This is a genomic window from Rhodococcus sp. PBTS 1 (genome assembly GCF_001620025.1).
Lineage (GTDB): Bacteria > Actinomycetota > Actinomycetes > Mycobacteriales > Mycobacteriaceae > Rhodococcoides > Rhodococcoides kroppenstedtii.
In genome coordinates this window covers 2,787,188-2,813,384 of the sequence record NZ_CP015219.1, presented here as the reverse complement: position 1 = coordinate 2,813,384, position 26,197 = coordinate 2,787,188, and the positions used below count along the sequence as shown (strand labels likewise).

Annotated in this window: 32 protein-coding genes and 1 tRNA gene; 20 read left to right on the top strand and 13 right to left on the bottom strand. The window is 69.2% G+C overall.

All coding sequences use genetic code 11. The annotated features are described in order from the left end of the window. Positions 1-56: 56 nt before the first annotated feature. The 3 genes from A3Q40_RS12750 (at position 57) to A3Q40_RS12735 (ending at position 2,628) form a co-directional block, all read left to right on the top strand. Positions 57-551: a MogA/MoaB family molybdenum cofactor biosynthesis protein gene (locus tag A3Q40_RS12750; RefSeq protein WP_068102685.1), complete on the top strand. Its 495-nt coding sequence runs from the start codon at positions 57-59 to the stop codon at positions 549-551. Between the two features lie 771 nt (positions 552-1,322). Next, positions 1,323-1,934 carry an MspA family porin gene (locus A3Q40_RS12740; protein WP_235606296.1) on the top strand — a complete coding sequence of 204 codons (612 nt, stop codon included), beginning with the start codon at positions 1,323-1,325 and terminating at the stop codon, positions 1,932-1,934. A 250-nt stretch (positions 1,935-2,184) separates the two neighbouring features. Further along, a complete protein-coding gene (locus A3Q40_RS12735; protein ID WP_068106153.1) occupies positions 2,185-2,628 on the top strand; it encodes a hypothetical protein in 444 nt (147 codons plus the stop codon). Between the two features lie 73 nt (positions 2,629-2,701). Here the strand turns inward: A3Q40_RS12735 and mscL are convergent, their stop codons facing one another. The 4 genes from mscL to A3Q40_RS12720 all read right to left on the bottom strand — a co-directional run bounded on the left by mscL (position 2,702) and on the right by A3Q40_RS12720 (position 5,027). After that, positions 2,702-3,163, bottom strand: coding sequence for a large-conductance mechanosensitive channel protein MscL (mscL, locus tag A3Q40_RS12730; RefSeq protein WP_068102683.1), 462 nt, complete (start codon positions 3,161-3,163; stop codon positions 2,702-2,704). A 73-nt stretch (positions 3,164-3,236) separates the two neighbouring features. Continuing rightward, complete coding sequence (locus A3Q40_RS12725) at positions 3,237-3,902, bottom strand: SAF domain-containing protein (RefSeq protein ID WP_068102681.1); 666 nt, start codon at positions 3,900-3,902, stop codon at positions 3,237-3,239. A 90-nt stretch (positions 3,903-3,992) separates the two neighbouring features. Continuing rightward, positions 3,993-4,340 carry an FmdB family zinc ribbon protein gene (locus tag A3Q40_RS19825; protein WP_082833903.1) on the bottom strand — a complete coding sequence of 116 codons (348 nt, stop codon included), beginning with the start codon at positions 4,338-4,340 and terminating at the stop codon, positions 3,993-3,995. A gap of 93 nt (positions 4,341-4,433) precedes the next feature. After that, on the bottom strand, positions 4,434-5,027 hold the full coding sequence (locus tag A3Q40_RS12720; RefSeq protein ID WP_068102679.1) for a 5-formyltetrahydrofolate cyclo-ligase: 594 nt from the start codon (positions 5,025-5,027) through the stop codon (positions 4,434-4,436). Positions 5,028-5,102: 75 nt separating this feature from the next. On the opposite strand from A3Q40_RS12720, the gene A3Q40_RS12715 reads away from it, so the two are divergent. From A3Q40_RS12715 to A3Q40_RS20255, 6 genes are all read left to right on the top strand, one after another. Next, the gene (locus A3Q40_RS12715; protein ID WP_068102678.1) at positions 5,103-6,059 is read left to right on the top strand and encodes a UTP--glucose-1-phosphate uridylyltransferase; all 957 of its coding nucleotides are present in this window, start codon (positions 5,103-5,105) and stop codon (positions 6,057-6,059) included. A gap of 28 nt (positions 6,060-6,087) precedes the next feature. Further along, positions 6,088-7,344: a molybdotransferase-like divisome protein Glp gene (glp, locus tag A3Q40_RS12710; protein ID WP_068102676.1), complete on the top strand. Its 1,257-nt coding sequence runs from the start codon at positions 6,088-6,090 to the stop codon at positions 7,342-7,344. Between the two features lie 17 nt (positions 7,345-7,361). Beyond that, the gene (locus A3Q40_RS12705; protein WP_068102674.1) at positions 7,362-8,012 is read left to right on the top strand and encodes a GNAT family N-acetyltransferase; all 651 of its coding nucleotides are present in this window, start codon (positions 7,362-7,364) and stop codon (positions 8,010-8,012) included. A 266-nt stretch (positions 8,013-8,278) separates the two neighbouring features. Then, complete coding sequence (gene sepX, locus A3Q40_RS12700) at positions 8,279-9,061, top strand: divisome protein SepX/GlpR (protein ID WP_068106151.1); 783 nt, start codon at positions 8,279-8,281, stop codon at positions 9,059-9,061. 71 nt (positions 9,062-9,132) lie between these two features. Beyond that, positions 9,133-9,208, top strand: a tRNA-Ala gene (locus A3Q40_RS12695). A gap of 180 nt (positions 9,209-9,388) precedes the next feature. Further along, on the top strand, positions 9,389-9,871 hold the full coding sequence (locus A3Q40_RS20255) for a hypothetical protein (RefSeq protein WP_157889575.1): 483 nt from the start codon (positions 9,389-9,391) through the stop codon (positions 9,869-9,871). Positions 9,872-10,188: 317 nt separating this feature from the next. Here the strand turns inward: A3Q40_RS20255 and A3Q40_RS12690 are convergent, their stop codons facing one another. From A3Q40_RS12690 to A3Q40_RS12680, 3 genes are all read right to left on the bottom strand, one after another. Beyond that, a complete protein-coding gene (locus tag A3Q40_RS12690; RefSeq protein ID WP_235606295.1) occupies positions 10,189-10,509 on the bottom strand; it encodes a hypothetical protein in 321 nt (106 codons plus the stop codon). 101 nt (positions 10,510-10,610) lie between these two features. Continuing rightward, complete coding sequence (locus A3Q40_RS12685) at positions 10,611-11,372, bottom strand: 8-oxoguanine DNA glycosylase OGG fold protein (protein ID WP_069972950.1); 762 nt, start codon at positions 11,370-11,372, stop codon at positions 10,611-10,613. A 32-nt stretch (positions 11,373-11,404) separates the two neighbouring features. Next, positions 11,405-11,947, bottom strand: coding sequence for a CGNR zinc finger domain-containing protein (locus A3Q40_RS12680; RefSeq protein ID WP_068102669.1), 543 nt, complete (start codon positions 11,945-11,947; stop codon positions 11,405-11,407). Between the two features lie 87 nt (positions 11,948-12,034). Between A3Q40_RS12680 and A3Q40_RS12675 the strand changes: the two genes are divergently transcribed. The 5 genes from A3Q40_RS12675 (at position 12,035) to A3Q40_RS12655 (ending at position 15,260) form a co-directional block, all read left to right on the top strand. Further along, positions 12,035-12,979, top strand: coding sequence for an EamA family transporter (locus A3Q40_RS12675; RefSeq protein WP_068102667.1), 945 nt, complete (start codon positions 12,035-12,037; stop codon positions 12,977-12,979). Positions 12,980-13,144: 165 nt separating this feature from the next. Continuing rightward, positions 13,145-13,594, top strand: coding sequence for an effector binding domain-containing protein (locus tag A3Q40_RS12670; protein ID WP_068102665.1), 450 nt, complete (start codon positions 13,145-13,147; stop codon positions 13,592-13,594). Beyond that, on the top strand, positions 13,594-14,031 hold the full coding sequence (locus A3Q40_RS12665; RefSeq protein ID WP_068102664.1) for a GyrI-like domain-containing protein: 438 nt from the start codon (positions 13,594-13,596) through the stop codon (positions 14,029-14,031). The genes A3Q40_RS12670 and A3Q40_RS12665 overlap by 1 nt, the downstream gene beginning before the upstream one ends. A gap of 285 nt (positions 14,032-14,316) precedes the next feature. Continuing rightward, the gene (locus A3Q40_RS12660; RefSeq protein WP_068106148.1) at positions 14,317-15,000 is read left to right on the top strand and encodes a TetR/AcrR family transcriptional regulator; all 684 of its coding nucleotides are present in this window, start codon (positions 14,317-14,319) and stop codon (positions 14,998-15,000) included. An 80-nt stretch (positions 15,001-15,080) separates the two neighbouring features. After that, on the top strand, positions 15,081-15,260 hold the full coding sequence (locus tag A3Q40_RS12655; protein ID WP_068102662.1) for a hypothetical protein: 180 nt from the start codon (positions 15,081-15,083) through the stop codon (positions 15,258-15,260). Positions 15,261-15,276: 16 nt separating this feature from the next. Here the strand turns inward: A3Q40_RS12655 and A3Q40_RS12650 are convergent, their stop codons facing one another. Both A3Q40_RS12650 and A3Q40_RS12645 read right to left on the bottom strand, forming a co-directional pair. Then, on the bottom strand, positions 15,277-16,020 hold the full coding sequence (locus A3Q40_RS12650) for a ferredoxin reductase (RefSeq protein WP_068102660.1): 744 nt from the start codon (positions 16,018-16,020) through the stop codon (positions 15,277-15,279). Positions 16,021-16,027: 7 nt separating this feature from the next. Further along, positions 16,028-16,627, bottom strand: a complete 600-nt coding sequence (locus tag A3Q40_RS12645) for a sulfite oxidase-like oxidoreductase (protein ID WP_068102658.1) — start codon at positions 16,625-16,627, stop codon at positions 16,028-16,030. Between the two features lie 130 nt (positions 16,628-16,757). On the opposite strand from A3Q40_RS12645, the gene A3Q40_RS12640 reads away from it, so the two are divergent. Then, a complete protein-coding gene (locus tag A3Q40_RS12640) occupies positions 16,758-17,630 on the top strand; it encodes an SDR family oxidoreductase (protein ID WP_235606596.1) in 873 nt (290 codons plus the stop codon). Positions 17,631-17,673: 43 nt separating this feature from the next. Beyond that, complete coding sequence (gene arcA / locus A3Q40_RS12635; RefSeq protein WP_068102656.1) at positions 17,674-18,906, top strand: arginine deiminase; 1,233 nt, start codon at positions 17,674-17,676, stop codon at positions 18,904-18,906. Positions 18,907-18,927: 21 nt separating this feature from the next. On the opposite strand, the gene arsC is transcribed toward arcA, so the two are convergent. Next, on the bottom strand, positions 18,928-19,269 hold the full coding sequence (arsC, locus tag A3Q40_RS12630) for an arsenate reductase (glutaredoxin) (protein WP_068102654.1): 342 nt from the start codon (positions 19,267-19,269) through the stop codon (positions 18,928-18,930). A 58-nt stretch (positions 19,270-19,327) separates the two neighbouring features. Between arsC and A3Q40_RS12625 the strand changes: the two genes are divergently transcribed. The 3 genes from A3Q40_RS12625 to A3Q40_RS12615 all read left to right on the top strand — a co-directional run bounded on the left by A3Q40_RS12625 (position 19,328) and on the right by A3Q40_RS12615 (position 21,939). Next, positions 19,328-19,717: a GntR family transcriptional regulator gene (locus tag A3Q40_RS12625; RefSeq protein WP_235606294.1), complete on the top strand. Its 390-nt coding sequence runs from the start codon at positions 19,328-19,330 to the stop codon at positions 19,715-19,717. A gap of 93 nt (positions 19,718-19,810) precedes the next feature. Next, positions 19,811-20,242, top strand: coding sequence for a DoxX family protein (locus A3Q40_RS12620; protein ID WP_068102652.1), 432 nt, complete (start codon positions 19,811-19,813; stop codon positions 20,240-20,242). A gap of 38 nt (positions 20,243-20,280) precedes the next feature. Then, a complete protein-coding gene (locus A3Q40_RS12615) occupies positions 20,281-21,939 on the top strand; it encodes a BCCT family transporter (RefSeq protein WP_082833902.1) in 1,659 nt (552 codons plus the stop codon). 9 nt (positions 21,940-21,948) lie between these two features. Here A3Q40_RS12615 and A3Q40_RS12610 read toward each other — a convergent pair whose 3' ends face one another. Next, positions 21,949-23,508 carry a dolichyl-phosphate-mannose--protein mannosyltransferase gene (locus tag A3Q40_RS12610; protein WP_068102650.1) on the bottom strand — a complete coding sequence of 520 codons (1,560 nt, stop codon included), beginning with the start codon at positions 23,506-23,508 and terminating at the stop codon, positions 21,949-21,951. Between the two features lie 98 nt (positions 23,509-23,606). On the opposite strand from A3Q40_RS12610, the gene rsmI reads away from it, so the two are divergent. After that, a complete protein-coding gene (rsmI, locus tag A3Q40_RS12605; RefSeq protein ID WP_068106135.1) occupies positions 23,607-24,425 on the top strand; it encodes a 16S rRNA (cytidine(1402)-2'-O)-methyltransferase in 819 nt (272 codons plus the stop codon). A 10-nt stretch (positions 24,426-24,435) separates the two neighbouring features. Here the strand turns inward: rsmI and A3Q40_RS12600 are convergent, their stop codons facing one another. Together A3Q40_RS12600 and A3Q40_RS12595 are read right to left on the bottom strand one after the other, a co-directional pair. Next, positions 24,436-24,864, bottom strand: coding sequence for an SRPBCC family protein (locus A3Q40_RS12600; RefSeq protein ID WP_068102648.1), 429 nt, complete (start codon positions 24,862-24,864; stop codon positions 24,436-24,438). Positions 24,865-24,903: 39 nt separating this feature from the next. Further along, positions 24,904-25,995, bottom strand: a complete 1,092-nt coding sequence (locus A3Q40_RS12595; protein ID WP_068106132.1) for an alpha/beta hydrolase — start codon at positions 25,993-25,995, stop codon at positions 24,904-24,906. Positions 25,996-26,197: the final 202 nt, after the last annotated feature.

The following is a 26,197-nucleotide window of genomic DNA, read 5'->3' as shown; positions in this document are numbered from 1 at the left end:
ACGTGGAGTTCGTCTCGGGTTCTGCGCCCGACGGCCCGGGCATTACGGTGAGCGATATGAACATGGATGCACCCGTCGCCGGTCGTGCTCTGGTGGTCGTCGTCGACGACCGCACCGCCAACGGCGAGGCGGACCAGACCGGACCGCTGGTGACCGAACTGCTCACCGAGGCCGGCTTCCTGGTCGACGGTGTCGTGGTGGTCAGCAACGACGAGGTCGACGTGCGCAACGCTCTGAACACCGCCGTGATCGGCGGGGTGGACCTGGTGGTCTCGGTGGGCGGAACCGGGACGTCGCCGCGCGACGTCACGCCCGACGCGACGGCCGAGGTCCTGGACCGCGAACTGCTGGGCATCAGCGAGGCGCTGCGGTCCTCCGGTCTGGCGGCCGGCTCTCTCGACGCAGGTCTGTCGCGCGGACTCGCCGGAGTGTCCGGCAGCACTCTCGTGGTCAACCTCGCGGGGAGCCGCGCCGCGGTCCGCGACGGCATGGCCACCCTCACGCCCCTGGCCGCTCATGTCATCGGTGAGTTGTCGAGCCTGGACGGCTGAGATTCCCGATCACGAGCCGGACGAGACCGGCGACCGGACGAACGATGCGAGCCGGGCCCGTGCACGACGGGCCCGGCTCGATCGCGTCTTCGGCGACGTCCTTCCCGAGCCCACGTCCGACGACGCTCCGGAGGCGTCGGAGCGGGCGCGCGGCGGCGACGACTGGTGGCGTTCGCAGCGGCCGCCGCACTACGAATGATTGATTGTGGTGTGATGTGCGTCACTGTGAGGTGCCACAGTGACCCCGGCGATTCCGCCGGAGTTCACCGAATGTTTTCCGGAAGCGAGGCGTTCAGGTCGAACCTACCGGGGGGTAGATGTGACTCATGGGACTCGTGACCGCAGCGTGACGGCACTTCCGCTCACTCGTGACCCAAAAAAGTCGCATGTCACGCGCCGTGACCCGAAAAAGACCCCGTGTTCTTTCCGATCGGCCGCGTTCGTGCACCCGTCGTTGCGCAACGAAAGACGTTGTGTCGGGAGTTCACAAGGGCGAAACACACGGGCGTGACTTTGCGTCGTCGTGTCGCGTCGTAGGTGTTGTCAGCCCCCCGCCTGCCCTCTAAGGTTCCGTTCAGGTTCATCGGCCGACGCTGAATCGATACGAGACTGCGTCGGATTCGTGGTCCTGCTCAGACACGACGCGCGAGTCAAGAACTCGCCGTCGCCGCCTGATACGGTCTGCTCGCCAGCGGCCGTTCGGGAGGATCCGAGAGCCCGACAGCGCACCCGGCGCACACACGTGCCGGGACGAACATGATGAGGAAATACATGAGGATTCAGAAGTCCGTGCGTGCAGCAGTGGTTGCCAGCGCCGCAGTCGTCGGCCTGGTCGTCGGCTCCGGTTCGGCCTCGGCAGCTGTCGACGATTCCAACTCGGTGGTCGACGGTGGCGGCAACACCATCACGGTCTCGCAGAGCGACACCTTCATCAACTCCGTCTTCCCGCTGGACGGCAGCCCGCTGACCCGCGAGTGGTTCCACAACGGTCGCGCGATCGTCGACGTCACCGGCCCCGACGCCGAGGACTTCTCCGGCACCGTCACCATCGGCTACCAGGTCGGCTACCCGGCCTCGCTCGGTGGCGAGCTCACCTTCGACTACACGACCCCCGGTCTGTCGATCTCCTCGGATGACTTCACGCTGTCCGACGTCCTCCCGCAGGCCGGCGTCGGCGTGACCCTGGAGCCGGGCCCCGGCATCGAGACCGTCGAGGTCGCGTCGGGTGCTGCGTCCGGTGCTCACACCGAGATCCAGATCGCCAACCTGCACGGCACCGCCACCAACATCGCCGGCAACGTCTCGGTCCGCCCCTACGTGCAGGTCGTCTCCGACAACGGTGACGTCGCCACCACGTTCGGCCAGCCGTGGCGCTTCAACTGATCCAGCCCTCGGCCGGATCGGCTGCTGAGTAGTCCTCTGCTGCAGCAGAACTCGAACACCGCACGAAGCCCCATCCGAATCATCGGTGGGGCTTCGTCGCGTTCGGGGCTGTGTCGACGGGGACCGGCCGACCGGCGCTCGAGGACACTCGACAACGGTGCGCAGCGCTCGTCGTCGACGGTCACGAGGTGCCCGATCCTGCACCGCCCCACCGTCTTCGGGCCCGAGTCGGTGAGGTTGAATGGGTGACATGACTTCTCTGTCCACTCGTCTTCTCACCGCGAGCGTCGCCTCGGTCGCCGTCCTGGGCCTGGCGGCCTGTGGGGGCGGTGACTCCGGGTCCGGCGGCAACAGCGAGAACGCGTCGGCCTGCAGCGAATTCGAGACCACCTACAACGAGTTCACGGCCCTCGTGAAGGCCGGCCCCGCCGACTCCGACGTGCAGCTGTGGACCGACGCGAAGACCGAGGAACTGCAGAAGTTCCAGCCGCTGGCCGACACCGCCACCGGCAACGTCGAGGGCGCCCTGAGCACGCTCATCGGTGCCCTTCCGCAGGACTCGCTGGAGCTGAGTGAGCCGGACAGCGAGTCGGGCAAGGCCTTCGTCGCCAACTCGACTGCGGTGGCCGACGCCTGCTCCGCAGACGGAACTCCGATCCAACTCAACGACTTCCCGCTGCTGAGCTTCAACTGAGCTCGAGCCGAGACCCGAACACACGAAGGCCCGATCCCGCCGCAGCGGGATCGGGCCTTCGTCCGTCTCGGGGTCAGCTGGTGGGGGTGCTGCCCGGCGTCGTGCCACCGGCGGACCGGCCGGTGCCGCCGTCCTTGGTGGTGGTGACGCCGTCGGCGCGCCCCTCGGCGAGCAGGTCGCGAATCTGGATGAGGATGTCCTGATCGCTGAGCGCCTTCTCCTTCTTGGAGGCGAAGCGCTTCTTGGCCGTGTTGACCGGCAGGATCAGCACGAAGTACACCACCGCGGCGATGATGACGAAGTTGATGACCGCGGTGATCACCGCGCCGAGGTTGACGAACGTCGCGTCGTTGCCCGCGCGGATCCAGAAACCCCATCCGAGATCGCTGCTCGCCCCGATCGACGCGATCAGGGGGTTGACGATGTTGCTGGTGAAGGCCGTGACGATCGCGGTGAACGCCGCGCCGACCACCACGGCGACCGCCAGGTCAACCACGTTCCCGCGGAGCAGGAAATCCTTGAAACCCTTGAGCATGCACCTCACCCCTCGCTAGGACTGCGTCTGTGGGATCGGGAAGTTCGGACCCGATCCGAACGGCGCGAGAAGCCTAGCGCACCACCACGGTGAGAGCGTCGGTCAACGACGCCGCGGCGACGCGGGTGGCCGCGGCCGCCGGCAGGGCGATCAACACCACCCGCTCGCGTCGGGACGTCGCGGTGCCGGCCTCCGAGACGAGCACGACGAGGGCGTGGTCGGCCAGCACGTCGGGGGTCGAGGGCAATTCACCACTGGACACGTCACCGGCGCCCCGGACGACGTCGACGACGTCACCGATCCGCAGGACGTCGGCCACCGAAGGATCGGCGAGGCGCACCGGGACGATGCGGGCGTCGTCGTCCGTCGTGCCCGCGGCAGCGAGCTCCGGGCCGAGCAGCCGGACGTCGGTGAGGATCTCCCCGGCGCGAACCGGCCCGGCGACGGTGCGGTCGACGGCATCGGCGAGGGCGGTCAGGGGAGCGGTCGGCGCGGTGTCGTCCTCGACGGCCGTCATCTGCACCTGATCGGCGGTGACGACGACGCCGGGCGTCAGGTCGTCGGTCGCGGTGACCACGGTGATCGTCCGGCGGTCGGGATCGGGGCGCACCGCCGCGACGAGGGCGAGGACGACGAGAAGACCGGCGATCACCCGTCGCGACGCGGGCGAGGTCAGCCGCGGCGACAGGGCCGGGAGGCGATCGAGGAGGCGGGGCGAGAGCGGAGAGCGGGGCGTCACGCGCCGAACGCTAGGAGACGGCCACGGCTCGTCGCGGTCGGTCCGAGGTGCCCGGGGACAACCGACGGCTTGTCCCCGGGACGCGGAGGATCAGCTTGCGGCGGCGGTGCTGCTCGTGCTGGAGCTGCTGCTCGAACTGCCGGTGCTGCCGCTCGAGCTCGAGGTGGAGGACGCCGACGACCCCGACGACTTGTCGCTGCTCGACGAGGATTCCTTGCTGCTGCTGGAGTCGGACCCGGCGGACTCGCTGCTGCTCGAGCTGCCGCGGCTGTCGTTGCGGTAGAAGCCGCTGCCCTTGAAGACGATGCCGACGGTGTTGAACAGCTTGCGCAGCTTGCCGGAGCACTGGGGGCAGACCGTCAACGAGTCGTCGCTGAACGACTGGACGATGTCGAACCGGTTGTCGCACTCGGTGCAGGCGTAAGAGTAGGTAGGCACGTTTCCTCCGTGGTCGGACCTGATTGGCACTCTACAACCGACAGTGCCAACCCCGGCAATCGAGCAACGCTCACCAGCGGCGATGCATTCCGCTCATTCCAGCGGCAGCGGTCGCAGGCCGCCGCCCGGCGTCAGGACGTGGGTCATCCGCACGTCGTGGTCCTCGGTGGGCAGCCGGTCCACCAGGTCGTCGTCGTACACCACGCCTACCAGCCACGCATCGGACGCCGCGAGGTGCAGCGTGCGGTCGTAGAAGCCCGCCCCGCGGCCGAGTCGTCCGCCTCGGCGATCCACCGCGAGGGCCGGCACCAGGATCACCGCGGCATCGCCGATCGCGGCCGGCGGCAGGATCGGCCCCGACGGCTCGAGCAGACCGTGGCGCGCGAGGACCAGCGAGTTCGGGCCGGTGTAGCGAGCCCAGGACATCGGGCCCGAATCACCCGCGATCGGCAGCAGCACGGCGACGCCCGTGCGCATCGCGGCGTCGAGCATGGCCGTCGACCCGGGCTCTCGACCGATCGGTACGTACGCTGCCAGGGCTCCGTCACCACGCTCGCGGACACGGGAGGCCAAAGTCCCGACGGCGTGAGAGAGTGCGTCTGACGCGTCCGCGCGGTACCCGTCGTCCAGGCCCCGTCGAGCGGCCCGGATGCGGTCTCGCCAGGCGCGTTTGTCGTCGTCGGTCACGGGGGAAACCCTAGGGTCTTCGCGATCGGGCTTCGCGAACGGAGTTCGCGTTCTACAAGGATGGGAAACAGGCGCATGAGTGCAGCAGGCAGTGGGTCCGAGACCGGCGGCAAGAATCCGCCCTTCCGGACAGCCGTCGTGCCCGCCGCCGGTATGGGCACGCGCTTCCTGCCCGCCACCAAGACGGTGCCGAAGGAACTGCTGCCCGTGGTGGACACACCCGGTATCGAACTGGTCGCCGGCGAGGCCGCCGAAGGTGGGGCCGCGCGGCTGGTCATCGTGACCTCGCCCGGCAAGGACGGTGTGGTCGCCCACTTCGTCGAGGACCTGGTGCTCGAGAACAAGCTCGAGGAGAGCGGCAAGCTCAAGCTGCTCGAGAAGGTGCGCGTCGCGCCCAAGTTGCTCGACGTGAAGTCCGTCGTCCAGCAGAAGCCGCTGGGACTCGGGCACGCGGTGGCGTGCGCCGAGGAGGCGCTCGACGACGACGAGGACGCCATCGCCGTGCTCTTGCCGGACGATCTGGTGATGCCGCGCGGCGTGCTCGACGTCATGTCCCGCGTGCGCGCCAAGCGCGGCGGGTCGGTGTTGTGCGCCATCGAGGTACCCGAGGACGCGGTCTCGTCGTACGGCGTCTTCGACACCGAGGTCGTGCCCGACGCGTCGAACCCCAACGTGCTCAAGGTGAACGGCATGGTGGAGAAGCCCGCGAAGGAGGAGGCGCCGTCCAATTTCGCCGCCGCGGGCCGATACCTGTTGGACCGGGCCATCTTCGACGCGTTGCGACGCATCGAGCCCGGCGCCGGCGGTGAACTGCAGCTCACCGACGCCATCGCCCTCCTCATCGAGGAAGGCCACCCGGTCCACGTCGTCGTCCACCGTGGGGTGAGACACGACCTCGGAAATCCCGGGGGATACCTTCGTGCTGCGGTTGACTTCGCGTTGGAACGCGAGGATTACGGCCCGGCACTGCGCGAGTGGCTCCAGGAGCGCTTGAGCGACAGCTGGGCACCGGAGCTCACCACCTACGAGTGACGCGCCGGTCGACGGATGGAAGGTGCGGATGCGCTCGGTCGAAGAGCAGCAGTCGAGAGTGACGGCTGCGGCGGTAGCTCCCCGGCCGGTGCGGGTCGCCATCTCCGAGGCGCAGGGCCTGCTCTGCGCGGAGGAAGTGGTCACCGAGCGCCCACTGCCCGGCTTCGATCAGGCCGCCATCGACGGGTACGCCGTTCGTAGCGTCGACATCGCGGCCGCCGGATCCGCCGTCGACGAGAACGACGAGCCGGTGGACATCACGTTGCCCGTCGTCGGCGACGTCGCCGCCGGCTCGCGTCAACCCATTCGGCTCCAGCCGCGCCAGGCGGTCCGCGTCGACACCGGCGCTCCGCTGCCCACCCTCGCCGACGCCGTCCTCCCGACCGACCACGCCGAACTGGTGCGCGGCCGCATCAAGGTCCTCGCTCCCGTTCGGTCCGGCGACTACGTGCGGCGCATCGGCGACGACGTGCAACCCGGCGACGTCGCCGTGCGCTCCGGCACCATCATCGGGGCGGCGCAGGTGGGCCTGCTCGCCGCCGTGGGCCGCGACAAGGTGCTGGTGCATCCCCGCCCGCGGCTCTCGGTGATCTCGCTCGGCGGCGAACTCGTCGACATCGAACGCACCCCCGGTCAGGGCCAGGTGTACGACGTCAACAGCTACGCCCTCGCCGCCGCGGCACGGGACGCGGGCGCCGACGTCAACCGCATCGGCATCGTCTCCTCCGACCCCACTCGATTGCGAGAAGTGGTGGAGGGCCAGCTCATTCGGTCCGAGATCGTCGTCATCGCCGGTGCCGTCGGCGGCACCGCGTCGGACACGGTCCGCGCTGCGCTCGAGGATTTCGGCGACATCGAGGTGGGCCGCGTCGCCATGCATCCGGGATCGGTGCAGGGCTTCGGCCAGCTCGGCCGGGACGAGGTCCCCACGTTCCTCCTGCCGTCCAACCCCGTCAGCGCGCTGGTGGTGTTCGAGGTGATGGTGCGTCCGCTGGTGCGCATCGCCCTCGGTCGTCGGCAACCGATGCGACGCATCGTCACCGCCCGCACCGTCGGACCGATCACGTCGATCGCCGGGCGTCGCGCGTACCTGCGCGGCCAGCTCATGCGCGACGAGGGGACGGGCGAATACCTGGTCCAGGCACTCGGCGGGGCGCCCGGCAGCTCGTCCCACCTCCTCGCGACCCTCGCCGAGGCCAACTGTCTGGTGATGGTCGACGCCGACGTCACCGAGGTGCGCACCGGCGAAGAAGTCGAGGTCGCCTTCCTCGCGCAGCGGGGCTGAGCGGTAGCTTTCGGTCCATGGCGCGATCGTGGTCGGCTCACCCCGGGTGGCCGGCGAAACTGGGACCCCTCGTGGTGTCCGCCGGGTCGGTGACGGTGCGACCCGTCCGACTGCGAGATGCGTCGGCCTGGTCGCGGACACGGCTCGACAATCGCGCCCACCTCGAACCCTGGGAGCCGACCGGGGAAGCGCCCTGGGAGATTCGGCACGCGATGTCGTCGTGGCCGCCGCTGTACTCGTCGCTGCGTTCGGAGGCCCGGCGCGGCACCATGATGCCCTTCGCGATCGAGCTCGACGGCGCCTTCTGCGGGCAGTTGACCGTCGGCAACATCGTGCGCGGCGCGCTGCGCTCCGCGTGGATCGGGTACTGGGTGGCGCGCGACGCCGGCGGCGGGGGAGTGGCCACCGCCGCCCTCGCGATGGGTTTGGACCACTGCTTCGGGCCGGCGAAGCTGCACCGCATCGAGGCGACCGTGCGGCCGGAGAACCAAGCGTCGCAAGCGGTTCTGCGGAACGTCGGCTTTCGCCAGGAGGGGCTGCTGAAGCGCTACCTCGACGTCGACGGGGCCTGGCGGGACCACCTGCTGGTCGCCATGACCGTCGGGGAGGTGCCGGGGACGGTGTGCGACGTGCTCGTGCGGAGCGGTCGGGCGTCCTGGCCGCGGTAGGACGGGTCGTTCTCCCCCCTCGCGTTCCCCCTGACGGTTCCAGCGGCCCCCCAGAGGTTCCCGCGCTGCGGTTGTGCTCGCGCGCTGGAAACGTGCAGCGCCGGAGCGAGGTGGCAGCGCGGGAATATGCGGATCTGTCCTCCCTGTGACTGATGTGACATGAGTGCACTCGGACCCGGCGCGTCGGCGTGGCGTGTCGCGGCGCCCCCACTACGCTGACGAGCGAATCTCACACGAGTGTCATTCGGCGGCAGGAGGTGGTGTACGTGCCCAATTCGGTGATCTGGATCGGCCTCGTCGCCATCTGGCTGTTCGTGCTGGTGCCCATGCTGGTGAAGTCGCGGCCTCGGATTCGCCGCACCACCGATGTCGCGCTCGCCACCCGCGTCCTTCACCGGGGTGGGGCGGTTCTGCGTGGGGAGCGCGGACCCGCCGCCGGTCATCGCAGTGACCCGGACTGGGAACCCACCGACACGCACTCCAGCGATGTCCGCATCTCGGACGACCCCACCGACTCGCCCGATCCGGAGGAAGCCATGCAGACCGACGAGCACGAGGCCGAGCACGACGACGAGTACTTCGCCGACGACTTCGTGCCCCGGCGTCGCGGTCGCGGCGGCTTCGACCCCGAGGCCGACGCCATCGCCCGCGCTGCTCGCTACTCGTTCCGTCAGCGGGCTGTTCTCGGTTCGGTGTTCGTCATCGTGATGTCCGCGGCGCTGGGTTTCCTTGCGGCGCCGCTGTTCTGGTGGGTCTTCGGCGTCACCGTCGTCGGGCTGGGGGCGTACCTGTTCTACCTCCGCCGTCAGGTGCGCATCGAGGAAGACATTCGTCGACGACGGATGCAGCGCCTGCAGCGCTCCCGCCTCGGCGTCGAGTCGGCCACCGATCCGGAGCTGCGCCTCACCCCCGAGCGTCTGCGTCGCCCCGGCGCCGTGGTGCTCGAGGTCGACGACGAGGACCCGGCCTTCGACCACCTGGACCACTACGACGACGCGGTGGGCGACGAGCACCTCGACGTCCGGATGCGTCGGGCGGCCGGAGAGTAGGGACGCGTTCACAAGCGGCCCGGACGGGCTGCTACAGTTCTTCTCGTCCGGTCCGCCGGGCAGAAGTACCAGGGGCTGTGGCGCAGTTGGTAGCGCGTCTCGTTCGCATCGAGAAGGTCAGGGGTTCGATTCCCCTCAGCTCCACCAGATCAAAACCGCTGTCCGCGAGTCGGGCAGCGGTTTTTCTGTGCGGCGGCTCCGCGGCTTGCCAGCAGGCTCGGGGATCGGTGACGCGCGCGGCGGTCCCCCGACATTCGTACGAAAAAGTACCAGGCCGGTTGACCGTTTCGTACGGTTGCGGCAGCGATCTCGCCTATGGTCCAGCTCATGCGTCAGGCCAGTACGGAAGCGGAAACGTTGAGCACTGCCATCGGCGATGCTCGGCGACGTGTGCGGGATCTGAAGCAGCCGCCTGATTCGCACGACAAGCGGCGGGGTCACATCAACACGATGCGTCGAGACCTGCTGCTGCTCCGTGGAGACGTGGCCCGAGCCAAGAACGTGGGCAAAGTTCACCGTCGCAGGATGTTGTCCGAGATCAGGGGCCTGTTGGCAGCGCTCGACGGCCGACCGGACGCGCGAGCACGTCGGGAACAGGCGCGGGAACAGCAACTGGTGGCCGCCCGTCGGCGGGCGCTCGAGTCACTCCGTTCACCGGGCCCTGGTGGATTGCGATACGAACGCCGCGACCCCGGCGGCAAGTTGGACGAAAACGGTCGGGCCAAGACGACGGCACCTGTCGGCGAGCTGAAATCGGTCAGCATCAGAGCATTAGGCGGTGGGCTTCCCGGGCTGGGCAGAGGAGTGTGACTCGCGGGACTTGGGTTCGCTCGAATACCTTGGTGGAAACAAGTGACCTTCTGCGATTCATCCGAGGCCCGCCACCGTTCGGAGAAGCTCATGGGCGCCACCTTTGGACCGGCTCTGAGCAGTCGGCCAATATTCGAGGGAACCAGTGAGGGGCGGTTCAGCGTGGGACATCAGTCTTGGAGATGGGCTTCCCGTCCACGACGTCGCGGAGCCACTGAGGAACAACGTCCCCATCGCGCTCACGCATGGTGATCGAGGCGCGTGCAGCGGCAGCAGCAACGCGGCGACGCTCCTCGGGTGTCCAACTGCGGCGACTTTCAGCTGTTGTCATCGAGGCTCCCCTCTCGGTCGTTCTCAATCCGAGTGTCCTCGGTTTCGACGCCGTCCGCCAGCGCAAGAGCGGCGCGCTCCGCAATGACTTTCAACAGCCCCTTCTCCGTGTTCGTGACGAGCGGGGATTCGGTAACTGTGCCGTAGATGTCCCAACCCAGCTCGACCTCGACCGGTTTGTCCCCCACAGTGTGATCAAGGCACCAGGCAATCCGTTGCCACGCTTGCGCGCGCCTGTCGGCAACGGTGCGCTGTCGGACCGTCATAGCAACCCCGACGACGGCAAGAACCCCGACAACCAGCGTCACCCAGGCTTGGGCATTCACGGTATTCCCCCCTTGTTGTTGTGCATGAACGCTCGACTGCGTCGACGACGTGTCGAGTGAACGGCGCCGACCCGGCCCCATTCTCAGAACATCAACCGCGGCACCGAGTCGTGGAGGGTCGGCGCCCTGTCCTGCCACGACCGCACCAACCACATCTCGACCAGCTCGGGCCGGACTGCCGCCTGTCGAGCCCAACGCTCGAGCACGCTGCAGTAGCGGTGGTAGCGCGTCAGGGTGAGTCCCTCGATGGAGGGTTTCTCCGACCATCCGTGTCGGACCAGCGCGGAGAGTCCGTCCTGTGCGACCACCTGCGGGCAGCCGGCGGTGCCGTCGTCGCAGACGGCCCAGGCGTAGAGCGACATGGGCACCGGTCCCACGCCCGGGGTCTGCGGCCACCCCGACCAGGTGCGGTGCGGGCCGACGTCCACCAGTGCCGGTTCTCGCCGGAACATGGCCAGCCCGTCGCGAATCGGCGCGAGCGGCGACGGCACGCCGAGCGCGCGGACGTCGGCGAAACGCCGGACGCGGCGGACTTCGCGCGTTCCGGCCAACCACGCGAGGCAGAGGTAGAGGCGCACCAACTCCGGATCGCCGTACCGACGCAACGTCGACGCCGACGCGCGGAGGTCGCGTCGGGGGAGATGGGCGTCGCCCTCGCTCGTCCAGGCGCCGTCCGCGGTGCGGCCGGGAAGGTGCACCGGAATGCGGTGCTGCCGCAGGTGGCGGTTCCACCATTCGAGTTCGACGTGCGCCATGTCGTCGAGCACGTCGACCTCGTAGGACCGCGACCCGCACCACCTGACACATGCCTCCGGCAGCGCCGGCTCCCCACCCCGAGTGACCATGGCCGACAGGGAAGCAGACCCCACCGACAGACTCAGCCCCGCTTCCGCGCCCGGTACGCCGCGACGTTCGCGCGGTTGCCGCAATTTCCCGTGTCGCAGTACCGCTTCGAGCGATTGCGTGAGAGGTCGACGAACACCGCGTCGCAGTCCGGCGACTCGCAGAAGCGGAGCCGGCCCAGTTCGTCGGCACGAATGAGGTCGGCGAGCGCGACGGCCAGTTCGGCGTTCATGCGGTCCGACAGTGGGGCGTCGTCGTCGCTGACGTGCAGGTGCCAGCCCCAGTCTCCGTGGCGGGTGAGGCGGGGTCGTGCCCGCGAGCTCTCGAGCAGGTCGTTCACCCGCGGCGCCAAGGTGTCCGCGTCGGTTTCCGCCCACAGCTCCCGCCAAGCGGGCCGAACCGAGCGCACGGCGACGAGTTCGGCGTCGGTGCCGTCCCGTCGACCGGTCCACTCGTGTTCGTCGAGCACGGCCGTGAGGGCCGCAACGTCCGGGAGGCCCTCCTCGCCGTTCGCGGCCGTGTTGACCAGCGCGGCGGCCCAGACCAGCGCCGCACGGGTGTCATGAGCAAAAAGCATTTGACTCCTGACTCGGGTCGACCGTACTGTCATGACCAATCTACCGGTTCGGTCATGACATGCCCTGCGGGCTCGAAAGGTCGTCGCATGCTCTCCTCTCGCTCGGGCCTCGCCTTCGCGCTGATCTCCGCCGTCTCGTTCGGGATGTCGGGGCCGATCGCCAAGGGTCTGACCGACGCCGGCTGGTCGCCCGAGTCCGCCGTCCTCGCCCGCATCGTGGGCGGTGCGCTCCTCCTGGTCCCGATCGTCCTGCTGGTTCGCCGCCGCGCCCTGGCGGCGATCCGACGTGCCCCGGCCGTCGTCGTCACCTACGGCGTCATCGCCGTGGCCGGCGCCCAGGTCTGCTACTTCAACGCGATCCAGCATCTTTCGGTGGGGGTCGCGCTCATGCTCGAGTACCTGGGCCCGGTGCTCGTGATCGGCTGGCTGTGGGCCACGACGCGTCGACGGCCGCATCCGACGACGCTGGTCGGGGTCGCCCTGGCGTTCGGCGGCGCCCTGGTGGTGCTCGATGTGTTCGAGGGCGCCGTGCTCGACCCGATCGGCGTGGCGTGGGGCCTCGGCGCCGCCGTGTGCCTGGCCTTCTACTTCGTGATCTCCGCGCGCCAGGACGACGCCGTCGACCCGTTGGTGCTCTCGGCGGGCGGCCTCGTCGTCGGCTCGGTGTTCGTGGCCGTGGCCGGGGTGGTCGGTCTGGTCCCTCTTCGCGCGTCGACGTCGGACGTCGCCCTCGGCGGCCACGTCGCTCCCTGGTGGGTGGCGGCCGCGATCCTGGCCGCCGTGAGCGGTGTGCTCGCCTACGTCTTCGGCATCATGGGAACGCGTCGCCTCGGTGCGTCGACGGCGTCGGTGGTGGCTCTGCTCGAGGTGGTCTGCGCTGTCCTCTCGGCGTGGTGGCTGCTCGGACAGACGGTCTCGCTCACCCAGATCGCAGGCGGCGCAGCCATTCTCGCGGGCGCCGCGGTGGTGCAGTCGCGCCGTTCGGTGCCGCCGGCGCCGGAGTTGGTTCCGGTGGCATCGAGAATGGCCTGATTCGTAACGGGCGGTCCCTTCTCTCGGGACTCTGCGCGGTATGGTGTGGGCGCGTCGTGATTCCACGGTCTCGGTTCGTCCCGTCGCGCGGGGCCGAAGGGCGAACCGAGCGTTCGGAGCGGGTGATCACGTCGCGCGTTGCCACCTCGTCCCCGGGAGTACGTCATGTCAGTCGAATTCGTGGATCTGGAGGAGACGTGGGTCGCGGGACTCCCCGTCCGGAGCCCGAAACGCGCCCTGGGGTCGCTCTACGACACGAATCTCGAACGTGCCTGGTCGGGAATTCTCAACCAGGACATCGGTGAACCGCTCGGATCGATCTATACGGACTACGTCCCGGCGATCGGTTCCTACAGCACTCAGATCGTCGGGTATCGCACCGCGGCCGGGAACGTACGCGACGGACACGTGGTGGCCCGAATTCCCGCCGGAACCTATGCCAAGTTCTCGGCCGTGGGCAATTTTCCGCGGGTCCTGACAACCATTTGGAAGGACATTTCCCACGCGGAGGAAAACCGTTCTTTCCGACGCGCGTACACCGGTGAATTCGAGGTGTATCCGCACGCGTACAAGATCGAGATGTTCGTCCCCGTCGACACCTCCGGGAGTCGGTGATGGCATTCCGTCTGGTGGCTCGGCCGACCACGATCGTCGCGGGCTTGGTCGCGCCGGGTGTCGAGCCCGGACCGGAGAGCAGCGCGAGCGATCTGGTGACGTTCCTCCGTGAGCGCATCCGTGAGCGCGAGCCCGCGGGCACCGACATCTGGACGGTGTACCTGCCGGACCAGCGCGGCGTCTCGAACGTGGTGGTCGGTGTCCCGCGGGCCGAGGTGCAGGACGTGCCGGTGGGCGACGTGTTCGTCACCGTCCCCGCCGGTGCGTTCGCGGTCTTCGAGGCCTCGATGACCCTGCCCGACCGCACGGAGGACGCGTGGTCGCAGGTCGAGGAGGCCGTCGCGGACGGTGGGGTGACGCGCGCCGGCGGGCCGGAATTCGAGTGTCTGGCGGCGGACGGCAACGTGGAGATCTTCGTGTCCGTACTGTTACGGTAGCCGTCGCTGTCCCGCTCGAAACCTCATCGAATTCAAATCGAGAGTCGATTTCCGACGCCGTGACCGGTATCTCGCCGCGAATCGGTATCGACGATTGTTTTCACGCGGTAGCTGTTGTGACGCCATCCAGTCTTCCATTCACGATCCGTGATTCTCGGACTGTTGTGCCTAAACTATGCGAACGCGGCGTCGGGCCGCGAGCAGAACGTTCGCTCCGGGATCGACGCGAGCATCGCTCCGGTGATGGACGCGATCGCGGACGCGAGCAGAGTGGGGAGACGGAAGATGGTCAGGCAACTTCGGGCAGAGGCGACACGGTCGGCAGCGCTGCGAGCGGCAGCCGATCTCTTCCTCCGTGTCGGTCACGCGACCGCGACGCTCAGCCAGGTCTCGGCCGAATCGGGAGTGACCAAGGGCGCGCTGTACTTCCACTTCGCCTCCAAGGAGGAACTGGCGCGTGCACTGGTGGACGAGGGCCGTGAGCGAGTGACCGCCGCGTGCTCCGGCATGGTCGACAGCCGTTCGCCCGCACTCGAATCCGTCATCGGCATCACGTACTCGGTGCTCGATCTGGCCAACACGGACAACCTGGTCCGCATCATGTACCGCCTGCAGCTCGAGGTGGACGCGCCGGATCCCAGCCGCGGCAGCGTCTTCGCCACGTGGCAGAACATCTTCTCCCACCTCTTCGAGCGGGCCATCGAGCACGGCGACGTCATCGACTCGCTGGACGCGGAGACGGCGTCGTGCCTCGTGTCCGAGATGCTCAGCGGCGTTCTCATGGTCGCCGAGGGCACGGCTCGTCTGGACGGCGCCGCCGTCCGTATGGAGCAGGTCTGGCACACCATCCTGCCGTCGTTGGTGCCGCCGGCGAAGCTGCCGTACTTCCGCGAGTTCGCCTCGCGCAGCCTGTCGAGCTTCGTCCGTCGCCAGGAGGACGCGCGCGCGGAGGCCGACGCGCACAGCTGACCCGGCGCGACCTCTGGCGCGGTGCGCTGTGACGGAGGACACTGGACGGCAGGTCGCAGATCAGCCGTCAGGAGGTCGTCGTGAACCCCACCGCCACCACGAACAGCACGCACCGGATGTCGGATGCGGAGTTGCGCAAGGCCATCGCCGTCATGCAGTCCCGCGCCGACGACGCACGACGTCGCGGCGAGACCGAGGACGCCGACCGCATGGAGGCCACGGTGAACGAGTTCCGTGAGGAGATGGCCACCCGGCTCTGAGCCCGGACGTGAGCCGTCAGCTCGGTCCGAAGCGTTCCGTGCGAATCCGGCCGGGGGCGTGCCCGCGGTCGACGAGCATGTCCGCGACGGCATCGACGAAGCTCGTCGGTCCGCAGACGTAGCAGTCGGGCTCGAACTCGGCCGGCCACCCGTGGGCGTCGAGGTCCGCCGGTTGGATCCGGCCGACGGGTCGGCGTGACGCGACCGGAGCGCGCCGGGTGTGGATCAGCGTGACGTCCACACCAGGGCGCGGGTGCGCCCACTCGTCGGCGTAGTACACCTCGGCCGGTTCGCGGACCGAGTAGAGCACCCGGAACGGCACCGCCGCCGTGCGGGCTCGGACCATCGCGCGCAGCGGGACGATGCCCGATCCGCCGCCCACCAGCAGCACCGGCGGGGACGGTGGGCCGGTGGGCGCCGCAGGACGCCACACGAACCAGCGCCCGATGGGCCCGCGGACCTCGACTCGGTCGCCCGGTTCGAGCGCCGACGTGAGATAGGGCGAGACCTCGCCGTCGCCGACGGTCTGTACCGTGAGTTCGATGCGCGGCGTGCCGTCGGGCGCCGAGGCGATCGAGTAGCTGCGTTGCGCGCTGTATCCGTCCTCGGCGGTGAGTTTGACGTCGAGGTGCTGTCCGGCGTGATGACCGGTCCACCCGTCGACGTCGAGGACGAGGGTGGCGGCGGTGGGCGTTTCCGCACGCCGTTCGACCACGGTGGCGACCAGCCAGGGCTTGGCGCCGGAGAGGGCAGTGGCCATGGGGCGATCAGTCGCCCTGGTAGCGCTGCTCGCGCCAGGGGTCGCCGTAGTCGTGGTAGCCGCCGCGTTCCCAGAATCCCTGCTCGTTCTGCTCGGTGAGTTCGATGCGCGAGACCCACTTGGCGGACTTCCAGAAATAGAGGTGCGGCACCAGCAGACGCGCGGGGCCACCGTGCTCGCGGGCGAGGGGCGCGCCGTCGAATTCCGTGACCAGCCATGCCTTTCCGCCCAGGAGGTCCTCGAGGGGGAGGTTGGTGGTGTACCCGTCGAACCCGTGCACGACGACGTACTGTGCGTCGGTCTCGAGCCCGCCGAGGAGCACGTCGAGGGAGACGCCGGTCCACGTGGTGTCGAGCTTGGACCACTTGGTCACGCAGTGGATGTCGACGGTGGGCCGCTCGTGCGGCAACGCGGCCATCTCGTCCCACGTCCACGTGCGGCTCTCGCCGCGTTCGGTGGTGATCTGGAACGTCCACGTGTCGGTCGCGACGGACGGTGACGGCCCGATCGCGAGCACGGGGAAATCCTTGGTCAGATACTGACCCGGTGGGGTACGGCCGTCGTCGTCGCGTCGACGCCCGACGAAGCCTTTCGAGACGAGTGCCATGGTGCGTCCGAGTTTCGCCCCCTTTGGTGCGTCTGACAAGTCGGCCCGCCGGGACGCGTCGGCTCGGTAGGGTCGACGCGGCCGCCGGCACGCGCGGCGGTGGACGAGGAGGGGTGAACCGGTGGTGGTCCTGGGCAGGCTGCGAGGTCGCGGCGCGACGCGGAAGCGGCGCACGGTGAACGGCCGCCGCGTGCTCGTCACCGGTGCCGCCAGCGGAATCGGGCGGGCCACCGCGCAGGCGGTGGCGCAGCGCGGCGGTCGCCTGATCCTCACCGACATCGACGAGGCCGGCCTGGCCGCCACGGTGCGCGACGTCGAGGCGAGTGGTGGCGTCGTCGACTTCTCTCGCGCGCTGGACATCTCGCAGTACGACGACGTCGCCGCCTTCGCTGGGGACGTCCACGCGGCGCACGGTGCCGTCGACGTCGTGATGAACGTCGCGGGGATCTCGGCGTGGGGGACCGTGGAGACCATGCCGCACGAGCAGTGGCGCCAGCTGGTCGAGGTCAACCTCATGGGCCCGATCCACGTCATCCAGACCTTCGTCCCTGCGATGATCGCGGCCGGGCGCGGCGGGTACCTGGTCAACGTCTCCTCGTCGGCCGGCCTGCTGGCGTTCCCATGGCACGCGGCCTACAGCGCCAGCAAGTTCGGGCTGCGCGGCGTCTCCGAGGTGCTCCGCTTCGATCTCGCTCGGCACGGCATCGGGGTCTCGCTGGTGGTCCCCGGCGCGGTCCGTACTCCACTGGTCGAGACCGTGCGCATCGCCGGTGTCGATCGCGCCGATCCGAAGGTGCGCCGACTCGAGGACCACTTCCACGACCGGGCCGCCGAACCGCAGGACGTGGCCCTGGCCATCCTCCGCGGCATGGAGCGGGGGCACTTCCTGGTCTACTCCGGCAACGACATTCGCTTCGCGTTCTGGGTGCAGCGCAAGTTCGCCCTGCCGTACGAGATCGCGATGCAGGCGGCGAACGACTACTTCACCCGCCTGTTGAAGTGACGTCCGCCGTGTGAGGGCGGCACCGACGGACTACCGTCGGTGCATGACCGCACCCGACAGGCCGGGCGCCCCGCTGGGGGCGGATTCCGAGGTGGGCACGCTGCGGACGGTGCTGCTGCATCGACCCGGCGACGAGCTGCGTCGCCTGACCCCACGGAACAACGATCAGCTGCTCTTCGACGGGCTGCCGTGGGTGGACCGCGCCCGCGACGAGCACGACGCCTTCGCCGAACTGCTCGCCTCGCGCGGCGTGGAGGTGCTGCTGCTCGGCGACCTGCTCACCGAGACGCTCGACCACAGCGGCGCGGCCCGAGTGCAGGGCGTGGCGGCGGCGGTCGATCCCCGACGGCTCGGCCACGTGCTCGCCCGCGATCTCACCACCTACCTGCGGGGACTTCCGGCGGCGGAGTTGGCGACGGTCCTCATGGCGGGCATGACCTTCGACGAGTTGCCGGTCGGGGACGGCGCCGGCATCTCGCTGGTGCGGCGGATGCACCACGGCGCCGACTTCGTCATCGAGCCGCTGCCCAATCTGCTCTTCACTCGCGACTCGTCCTTCTGGATCGGCTCGCGGGTGGCCATCACGTCGCTCGCGCTGCGGGCGCGGTCACGGGAGACGTCGCTGACCGACATCGTCTACGCGTTCCACCCGCGTTTCCTCGGCGTCCGCCGCGCCTACGAGTCCCACACCGCACCCGTCGAGGGCGGCGACATCCTGCTGCTCGCGCCCGGAGTGGTGGCCGTCGGGGTGGGGGAGCGGACCACCCCCGCCGGCGCGGAAGCGTTGGCGCGCAGCCTCTTCGACGACGACCTCGCGCACACCGTGTTGGTGGTGCCCATCGCCCAGGAGCGCGCGTCGATGCATCTGGACACGGTGTGCACCATGGTCGACACCGACGCCGTCGTGATGTACCCCGCGATCCGAGACTCCCTGTCGGCCTTCACCATTCGCCGCGAGGACGACGGCGTCAGCATCACCGGTGCCGACCCGTTCCTCGGCGCGGCTGCCGACGCCATGGGCATCGGGAAACTCCGCGTCATCGACACCGGGCTCGACAGCGTCACCGCCGAGCGCGAGCAATGGGACGACGGCAACAACACTCTTGCCCTCGCGCCCGGGGTGGTCGTCGCCTACGAGCGCAACGTCGAGACCAATGCCCGCCTCGAGGCGTCGGGCATCGAGGTGTTGCGCATCGCGGGATCGGAGCTGGGCTCCGGCCGCGGTGGACCGCGCTGCATGTCGTGCCCGGTGTCGAGGGACAGCCTGCGGAGCTGACGGCGCCGGAGAGAGAACTACTCAGAGCACGGTCGACACCGTGGCGGCCGGCCGGGCCAGGACGGTTCCGGTGTCCGAGACGACGAAGGGGCGCTCGATGAGGATCGGGTGCTCGAGCATCGCACGCAGCACGGTCTCGTCGTCCGCGTCGGCCAGACCGAGCTCGGCGTAGAGCTTCTCGCGCGTGCGGACAGCGGTGCGCGGCGTGAGCCCGGCATCGTCGATCAGGCGCCGGAGGGTGGCCTCGTCCGGCGGCGTCTCGAGATACTTCACGACGGTGGGCTCGACGCCGGACTCGCGCACCGTGGCGAGGACCGTGCGCGAGGTGGAGCAGCGGGGATTGTGGTAGACGGTGACGGTCACCGCACCAGTATGACGCCGGGCCGGGACGCCGGACCGGGATGATGCAGCAGGAGGAGTCGTGACCCAGCGTGAGGCCCCGCACGGGGCGAGTCTGCCGATCGACCTGTCGACGGACGAGGCTCCCTTCGAGCAGGTGCGCTCGGGCATCGTCCGGGGTGTGCGCTCCGGCGTACTCATCTCCGGTTCCCGGCTCCCCACGGTGCGGGCCCTCGCGGCCGATCTGGGGTTGGCCCCCAACACCGTCGCGAAGGCGTACCGCGAGCTGGAGCAGGACGGCGTCGTCGTCACGCGGGGCCGGTCGGGCACGTTCGTGGCCGCAGGGGACGACCCCGCGGTCGCCGCGGTGCAGACCGCGGCGACGGAGTACGCGCGAGCTGCGCGTCGAGCCGGGGTGGAGGACGACGAGGCCGTGCGGTGGGTGCGGACGGCGTTCGACGCGGCGCAGTAGTCCCCGGCGACGCGATGTTCGGTCGAAGTTGACGCTTCAACTCAGCTGTGCCACGGTGTACCCGCTCGCATCCCCGATCCCGAAGGAACTCCCGTGAACAGTCCTGTCGTCAGAGACCTCGCCGCCCTGGTCGCCCGTGTCGCCCTCGGTGTCATCTTCGTGGCCCACGGCTGGCAGAAGCTGAACACCAACGGACTGGACGCCACGACCGCCGGGTTCGAGGGCATGGGCATCCCGTTCCCGACGTTCTCCGCGTACTTCGCCACCTTCGTCGAGCTCGTCGGCGGCGGACTGCTGATCGTGGGTCTGCTCACTCCGGTGGTCGGACTGCTCCTCCTGATCGACATGATCGGCGCACTGGTGTTCGTTCACCTCGACAAGGGCGTCTTCGTCACCGACGGCGGCTGGGAACTGGTGGTCGGACTGGGTGCGGGCGCGCTCCTGCTGGCCGTCGTCGGCGCCGGGTCCTTCAGCCTCGACGGAGTGTTCGGGCGCGGGCGGTCCCGGTCCCGCGCCGCACGGTGACTTGATTACCGCCGCGGGAGCGAGCACCGTGACATGTCATGACCATGTCCAAGGAGACCGATCCGTCCGGTAACGCTCCCGCGCCGACTGCCCCGTCGGTGCCGTCGGCGTCGTTCGGGCCCACCGACTCGCCACCGGTCGACCCACCCGCGGCGACCGCTCCACGTCTGGACCGGACGGTGTTCGGCGTGACGGCCGCCGTCGTCGCCGCGATCATCGTGTGGGGTCTCGCAGGACCCGCGAACCTCGAGAGCGTGACCGGATCCGTCCTCGACTGGTTGGTCACGAACCTCGGCTGGCTGTTCATCATCGCCGCCACCGGATTCGTGCTCTTCTGTCTCTACCTGGCCGTGTCCAAGTACGGACGGATCCCGCTGGGCAAGGACGGCGAGAAGCCGGAATTTCGCACCGTTAGCTGGATCGCGATGATGTTCAGCGCCGGCATGGGCATCGGCCTGATGTTCTACGGTGTCGCCGAGCCGCTCGAACACTTCGTCACCCCGCCGCCGGGAACGGACGGTGGCGTCGGAAACGCCATGGCCACCACCATGTTCCACTGGAGTCTGCATCCGTGGTCCATCTACGCGGTGATGGGTCTCGCGGTGGCGTACAGCACCTACCGCCGCGGCCGTCGGCAGTTGATCTCGTCGGCGTTCTTCCCGCTGCTGGGCCGTCGATCCGAGGGCCCGATCGGCAAGGTCATCGACATCCTCGCGATCTTCGCGACGCTCTTCGGCACCGCCGCGTCGCTCGGCCTCGGTGCCCTGCAGATCGGCTCGGGCGTCGAGGTGCTCGGCTGGCTCGGTGAGCCCGGCACCCTGCTGCTGGTCGCCGTCATCGCGCTGCTCACGCTGGCCTTCGTCGCCTCCGCGGTGTCCGGCGTCGCCAAGGGCATCCAGTGGCTGTCCAACATCAACATGGTGCTCGCGCTCGTGCTCGCGATCTTCGTGTTCGTGCTCGGGCCCACCGTGCTGATCCTGAACCTGATCCCGACGACGATCGGCGACTACGTCAGCCAGCTCTTCCACATGTCGGCGCGCACCGCGGCGTCGAGCAACCCCGAAACCGCGTCGTGGCTGTCGTCGTGGACCATCTTCTACTGGGCCTGGTGGGTGTCCTGGACCCCCTTCGTCGGCATGTTCCTCGCCCGCATCAGCCGCGGCCGCACCGTGCGCCAGTTCATCGTGGGCGTCATCCTGGTGCCGAGCGTCGTCAGCCTGCTGTGGTTCTCGGTGTTCGGCGGCGCCGGGATCTCCGAGCAACGCGACGGCATCGACCTCGCAGCCCGTGGCTCGAGCGAGTCGCAGCTGTTCGGCATGCTCGAGCACCTGCCGCTCTTCGGGCTGTCCGCGGTGGTCGTGATGGTGCTCGTCGCCATCTTCTTCGTCTCCGGAGCCGACGCCGCGTCGATGGTGATGGGCACGCTGAGCCAGCGCGGCACCCTCGAACCGAGCCGTTGGGTCGTCGTCTTCTGGGGTGCCATTACCGGCGCCACCGCCGCGATCATCCTGTGGACGGGCGGGTCGGACGCGCTGAACGGTCTGCAGACCATGACCATCATCGCGGCCGCCCCGTTCGTGGTGGTCATGATCGGCCTGTCGGTCTCGCTCTATCGCGACCTCTCCCACGATCCCGCCGTGCTCACCCACGTGCGACGGCGCCGACGCCGGGAGAAAGACGGCGTTCTCGAGCTCTGACGGCCGCTCTCACCGCCAGCTGGGCAGCCACAACTGCTGCTGCCACAGCGTCTCGGTGATCGGCAGGCCGGTGAGAACGGGCCACAACCACACGAAGTTCGCGATCGCGACGGCGACGTACCCCGAGGCCAGGGCGAGGCCGAGGGTACGTCGCCGTCCCGTTCGGGCGCGGCCGATCACCTCCCCGATCACCAACGTCAGGCCCATGACGAGGAACGGCGAGAGCGCGGTCGCGTAGAAGAAGTACATCTGCCGGTCCAGCGAGAGGAACCAGGGCAGGATGCCGGCGCCGTAGCCGACCAGCACGGCGGCGTAGCGCCAGTCCCGTCGCGCGACCGTGCACCACAGCGCCCACGCCAGCATCGGTAGCGCGAGCCACCACAGGGCCGGTGTCCCGATCAGCATCACCGCTTTGACGCAGCTGCCCGGCGTACTGCAGCCGGCGACGGTGTCACCGTCGGCGTAGTAGTACAGCATCGGCCGCAGCCCCATCGGCCACGTCCACGGCTTGGACTCCCACGGATGGCGGTTGCCGGCCGAATTGGTCAGGCCCGCATGGAATTCGAGGACGTTGCCGCTGTAGTACCACAGCGAGCGCAGGGCGTCGGGAACGAACGAGAACGGCCCTCCCGCACCGACGTCGGTGCCCACGGCGTGACGATCGACGCCCGTCTCGCTGGCGAACCACCCGGTGTAGGTGGCGAGGTAGACGACGACGGGAACGGCCACCAGCGCGTACAGGGCCGGGCCGACGTCGCGGACGGCCGTGCCGCGCCACGGCCGGACCACTCCGTACCGCCGCCGGGCCGCGAGGTCGAACGCCACGCTCAGCAGGCCGAAGAAGGCGACGAAGTACAGCCCGGACCACTTCGTGCCGCAGGCGAGGCCGAGCAGGACGCCCGCGCCGAAACGCCACCAGCGCACGCCGAGGCGGGGCCCGAGCGTGGACATCTCGATGCGGCCCTGCGCGGCGACGCGAGCCAGTCGCTCGCGCACGTCGTCACGGTCGCGGACGAGCGCCCCGAACGCACCCACGACGAACAGGGTCATGAAGATGTCGAGCATCCCCACGCGGGACGAGACGAAGGCGACGCCGTCGACGATCAGCAGGAGGCCGGCGATCGCGCCCAGGAGGGTCGAGCGCGTCATCCGTCGCACGATGCGGACCACCATCAGGACGAGAAGAATGCCGAAGACGGCCGACGACAGACGCCAGCCCCACCCGGTGTAGCCGAAGACGGCCTCGCCGACGGCGATCAACTGCTTGCCGACGGGCGGGTGCACCACCAGCCCGTAGCCGGGGTTGTCCTCGATCCCGCCTCCGGTGAGCACCTGGTACCCCTGCGGTGCGTAGTGCTTCTCGTCGAAGACGGGGGTGCCGGCGTCGGTGGGGTAGCCCAGCATCACCAGGCGTGTGACCGCCGCGATCGCCGTGACGACGACGGTCACCACCCAGCCGCGCAGACGATCGGTGGGACCGAACGTCTCGACGGGCGTCAGGGGGCCGGGGGCGACGGCCGCCGGGGTCGACCGTGGCGCAGGATCGGTGCGCGCGGTCAGCAGGGTCACCGTTCGATCGTAGGCTAGGGAGGACGAGTGTCGCCGGGCCCGACCGGTCGACCGGACGACGAGAGAGGACGGCCGTGCTGATCCTCGGTGCCACCCCCATGGGCGATCCGAACGACGCGTCGCCGCGGCTGCGGGAGGCGCTCGCCACCGCGGACGTCGTCGCGGCCGAGGACACCCGCCGCACCAAGGCGTTGGCATCGGCCCTCGGCGTGCAGATCGCCGGGAGGGTCGTCAGCTTCTACGACCAGGTCGAGACCGATCGGATCCCGGGCCTGCTGGAGGAGATCAGGGCCGGGCAGCGGGTGCTGCTGGTGACGGACGCCGGGATGCCGTCCGTCAGCGATCCCGGGTACCGCCTGGTGGCGGCCTGCGCGCAGGCGAATCTGCCGGTGACGTGCCTGCCCGGACCGTCGGCGGTGACGACGGCGTTGGCGCTCTCGGGTCTGCCCGTCGAGCGGTTCTGCTTCGACGGGTTTCCTCCGCGCAAGCGGGGTCCGCGTCAGGCGTGGCTGCGCACGCTGGTCGCCGAACAGCGTGCGGTGGCGTTCTTCGAGGCGCCGCACCGCCTGGCCGACACCCTGGCGGACGCCGTGGAGGTTCTCGGTCCCCAGCGCCTCGCCGCCGTCTGCCGCGAACTGACCAAGACCTACGAGGAGGTCCGGCGCGGCACCCTCGCAGACCTGGCCGAGTGGGCCGCGGAGGGGGTGCGGGGCGAGATCACCGTGGTGCTTGCCGGAGCGACGCCCACCGCGGCCGATCCGGAGGACCTGGTCGACGCGGTGGAGAAGTGGGTGAGCCAGGGGGTGGGTTTGAAAGACGCCTGCGCACGCGTGGCGGCCGAGGAGCAGGCCGAGGGAACGGGCACGGTGTCGAAACGCGCTCTCTACGAAGCGGTTCTGGCCGCCCGGTCTCGGTAGTCGGTGCCGCTCAGCCGACGACCTGCTGGCGCAACCCGTCGGTCGCGGTTTCGAGTACCGTCTTGGTGCCACGCTTGACGATGAAACCGGGGACCGGGATCTTCGGGTCGAGCGTGATCTCGAAGGTCAGGTGGGTGCCGCGGTCGGTCTCGGTGAGGTCGTAGCGTGCGGTCTGGGATTTCTGCTGGGTCGACTCCACGACCTTCCACGACACGGACGTGTCGGTCCAGGCGAACTCCAGCACCTGCTCGTCCGTGATGCCCATGACGGCCACTGTCATTTCCGCGACGAGCGGGCGTCCGGCGTCGTCACGCTCTCGGACCGAGACCTTCTTGTGGATGGAGGACCAGGCGGGGAGGCCCTCCAGATCGGCGATCACGGCGAGCACGTCCGCCGGGGGAGCCTCGATGTCGACTTCTCTGCTGCCACTGACTGCCATGCGCGTGAATGTAACCGACGGTGACCCGTACCGGGGCGCTTATGCGCCCGGCCGGATGGCGGACGTCCGTCCCCGCGAGGCGACACGCTCGTCGACGAACGCGGCGATCTCACGAATGGCCCGTCCGCTCTCGGGGACGAAATCGGCGGCCTGGAAGACGTGAACCTGGTTCTCCCACACCTGAAGTCGACAGTCGACACCGGCCTCGGCCAGGCGATCCGCCATGAGTTCGGAGTCCGCGTAGACCATCTCGTTCGACCCGACCTGCAACAGCACCGGCGGCATGTCGCTCAGATCGGCGTTCACCGGACAGACACGCGGTCCGCGCTTTCCTTCGACGACGATGCGCGCCTCCACGCTGTCCGCCAGCGCGGTCAGCGCGGGGACCGCACCGGCCGGGAACACCGGGCAGCGGGCGGCGTTGGGGTGGGCCATCTTCCGGCTCGGATCGAGGTCCGTCAGGGGGGAGAGGGCGATGATGCCGCCGGCCTGGGGCAGCCCCAGCGAGGTGAGCGCGAGCGAGACCATGAAGGACAGGTAGCCACCGGCGGAGTCGCCCGCGATGAAGATCTGTTCCGGCAGGTACCCCGAGTCGAGCAGGTAGCGATAGCCGTCGACGCCGTCCTCGACGGCGTGCGAGATGGGGTTGCGCGGCATCATGCGGTAGTCGATCGACAGGACGTCGGCGCCCGTGGTGTGGGCGATGCGCGACGTCAGGCGTCGATGGCTGTTGAGTCCGCACACGACGAACGCACCGCCGTGGAGGTAGAGGATCACGCGGTCCCGATCGGCGCGGCGACGGGGAGTCTCGGACCGACCGGTGGGACCGAGGCGGCGAGGACGGTCGCTGTGAACCCATTCGGCGCGGCAGTTGTCGAGCTTCACCGGGGTGCAGCGGGTGGTTCCCACCGGCGGGAGCAGGCGCCCGGCCTGATCGACGAGCCCGGTGGGCCAGGGAAGCGAGTGGGTGTGGGCCCAGAGGCCCAGGAACGGACGGACGGTGGTGCGCAGATACGTGGCCAGGGCCCTGCCCTGCACGCTGGTGCCGACGAAGTCCTGCCGGTCGACGGGTGTGACCCCGTAGCCGTGCGACGCCGCGCGTCCGGCGTTCCGTCGCAGGGACGTGGTCATCTCGGCCGAGGCGATGCTCATCTGGCGGCCCTCCGTTGTCTGCTCATCCGGTGCGTGCTCGTCCGGGTGCTCCGTCGAATCCTTCTGGTCCTTCTCTGCAGAGGGGATCGCACCGGCACGCCACCATGAAACACGTTTCGAGACATCCGTTGTAATCGGGGTCACACCGTGACCGTGCGTCGACCGTTCCGTTGCGCGTTCG

Bases quoted from the DNA above. Each gene is read 5' to 3' on its own strand.
- A3Q40_RS12740 (WP_235606296.1), top strand. From the start codon at position 1,323: ATGAGGATTCAGAAGTCCGTGCGTGCAGCAGTGGTTGCCAGCGCCGCA.
- A3Q40_RS12715 (WP_068102678.1), top strand. From the start codon at position 5,103: ATGAGTGCAGCAGGCAGTGGGTCCGAGACCGGCGGCAAGAATCCGCCC.
- A3Q40_RS12750 (WP_068102685.1), top strand. From the start codon at position 57: ATGAACATGGATGCACCCGTCGCCGGTCGTGCTCTGGTGGTCGTCGTC.
- A3Q40_RS12645 (WP_068102658.1), bottom strand. From the start codon at position 16,627: ATGGCACTCGTCTCGAAAGGCTTCGTCGGGCGTCGACGCGACGACGAC.
- A3Q40_RS12665 (WP_068102664.1), top strand. From the start codon at position 13,594: ATGGCATTCCGTCTGGTGGCTCGGCCGACCACGATCGTCGCGGGCTTG.
- A3Q40_RS12615 (WP_082833902.1), top strand. From the start codon at position 20,281: ATGACCATGTCCAAGGAGACCGATCCGTCCGGTAACGCTCCCGCGCCG.
- A3Q40_RS12735 (WP_068106153.1), top strand. From the start codon at position 2,185: ATGACTTCTCTGTCCACTCGTCTTCTCACCGCGAGCGTCGCCTCGGTC.
- A3Q40_RS12600 (WP_068102648.1), bottom strand. From the start codon at position 24,864: ATGGCAGTCAGTGGCAGCAGAGAAGTCGACATCGAGGCTCCCCCGGCG.
- A3Q40_RS12650 (WP_068102660.1), bottom strand. From the start codon at position 16,020: ATGGCCACTGCCCTCTCCGGCGCCAAGCCCTGGCTGGTCGCCACCGTG.
- A3Q40_RS12705 (WP_068102674.1), top strand. From the start codon at position 7,362: ATGGCGCGATCGTGGTCGGCTCACCCCGGGTGGCCGGCGAAACTGGGA.
- A3Q40_RS12670 (WP_068102665.1), top strand. From the start codon at position 13,145: ATGTCAGTCGAATTCGTGGATCTGGAGGAGACGTGGGTCGCGGGACTC.
- glp (WP_068102676.1), top strand. From the start codon at position 6,088: ATGCGCTCGGTCGAAGAGCAGCAGTCGAGAGTGACGGCTGCGGCGGTA.
- A3Q40_RS12680 (WP_068102669.1), bottom strand. From the start codon at position 11,947: ATGCTTTTTGCTCATGACACCCGTGCGGCGCTGGTCTGGGCCGCCGCG.
- rsmI (WP_068106135.1), top strand. From the start codon at position 23,607: ATGGGCGATCCGAACGACGCGTCGCCGCGGCTGCGGGAGGCGCTCGCC.
- A3Q40_RS20255 (WP_157889575.1), top strand. From the start codon at position 9,389: ATGCGTCAGGCCAGTACGGAAGCGGAAACGTTGAGCACTGCCATCGGC.
- mscL (WP_068102683.1), bottom strand. From the start codon at position 3,163: ATGCTCAAGGGTTTCAAGGATTTCCTGCTCCGCGGGAACGTGGTTGAC.
- A3Q40_RS12595 (WP_068106132.1), bottom strand. From the start codon at position 25,995: ATGACCACGTCCCTGCGACGGAACGCCGGACGCGCGGCGTCGCACGGC.
- A3Q40_RS12685 (WP_069972950.1), bottom strand. From the start codon at position 11,372: ATGGTCACTCGGGGTGGGGAGCCGGCGCTGCCGGAGGCATGTGTCAGG.
- A3Q40_RS12660 (WP_068106148.1), top strand. From the start codon at position 14,317: ATGGTCAGGCAACTTCGGGCAGAGGCGACACGGTCGGCAGCGCTGCGA.
- arcA (WP_068102656.1), top strand. From the start codon at position 17,674: ATGACCGCACCCGACAGGCCGGGCGCCCCGCTGGGGGCGGATTCCGAG.
- A3Q40_RS12675 (WP_068102667.1), top strand. From the start codon at position 12,035: ATGCTCTCCTCTCGCTCGGGCCTCGCCTTCGCGCTGATCTCCGCCGTC.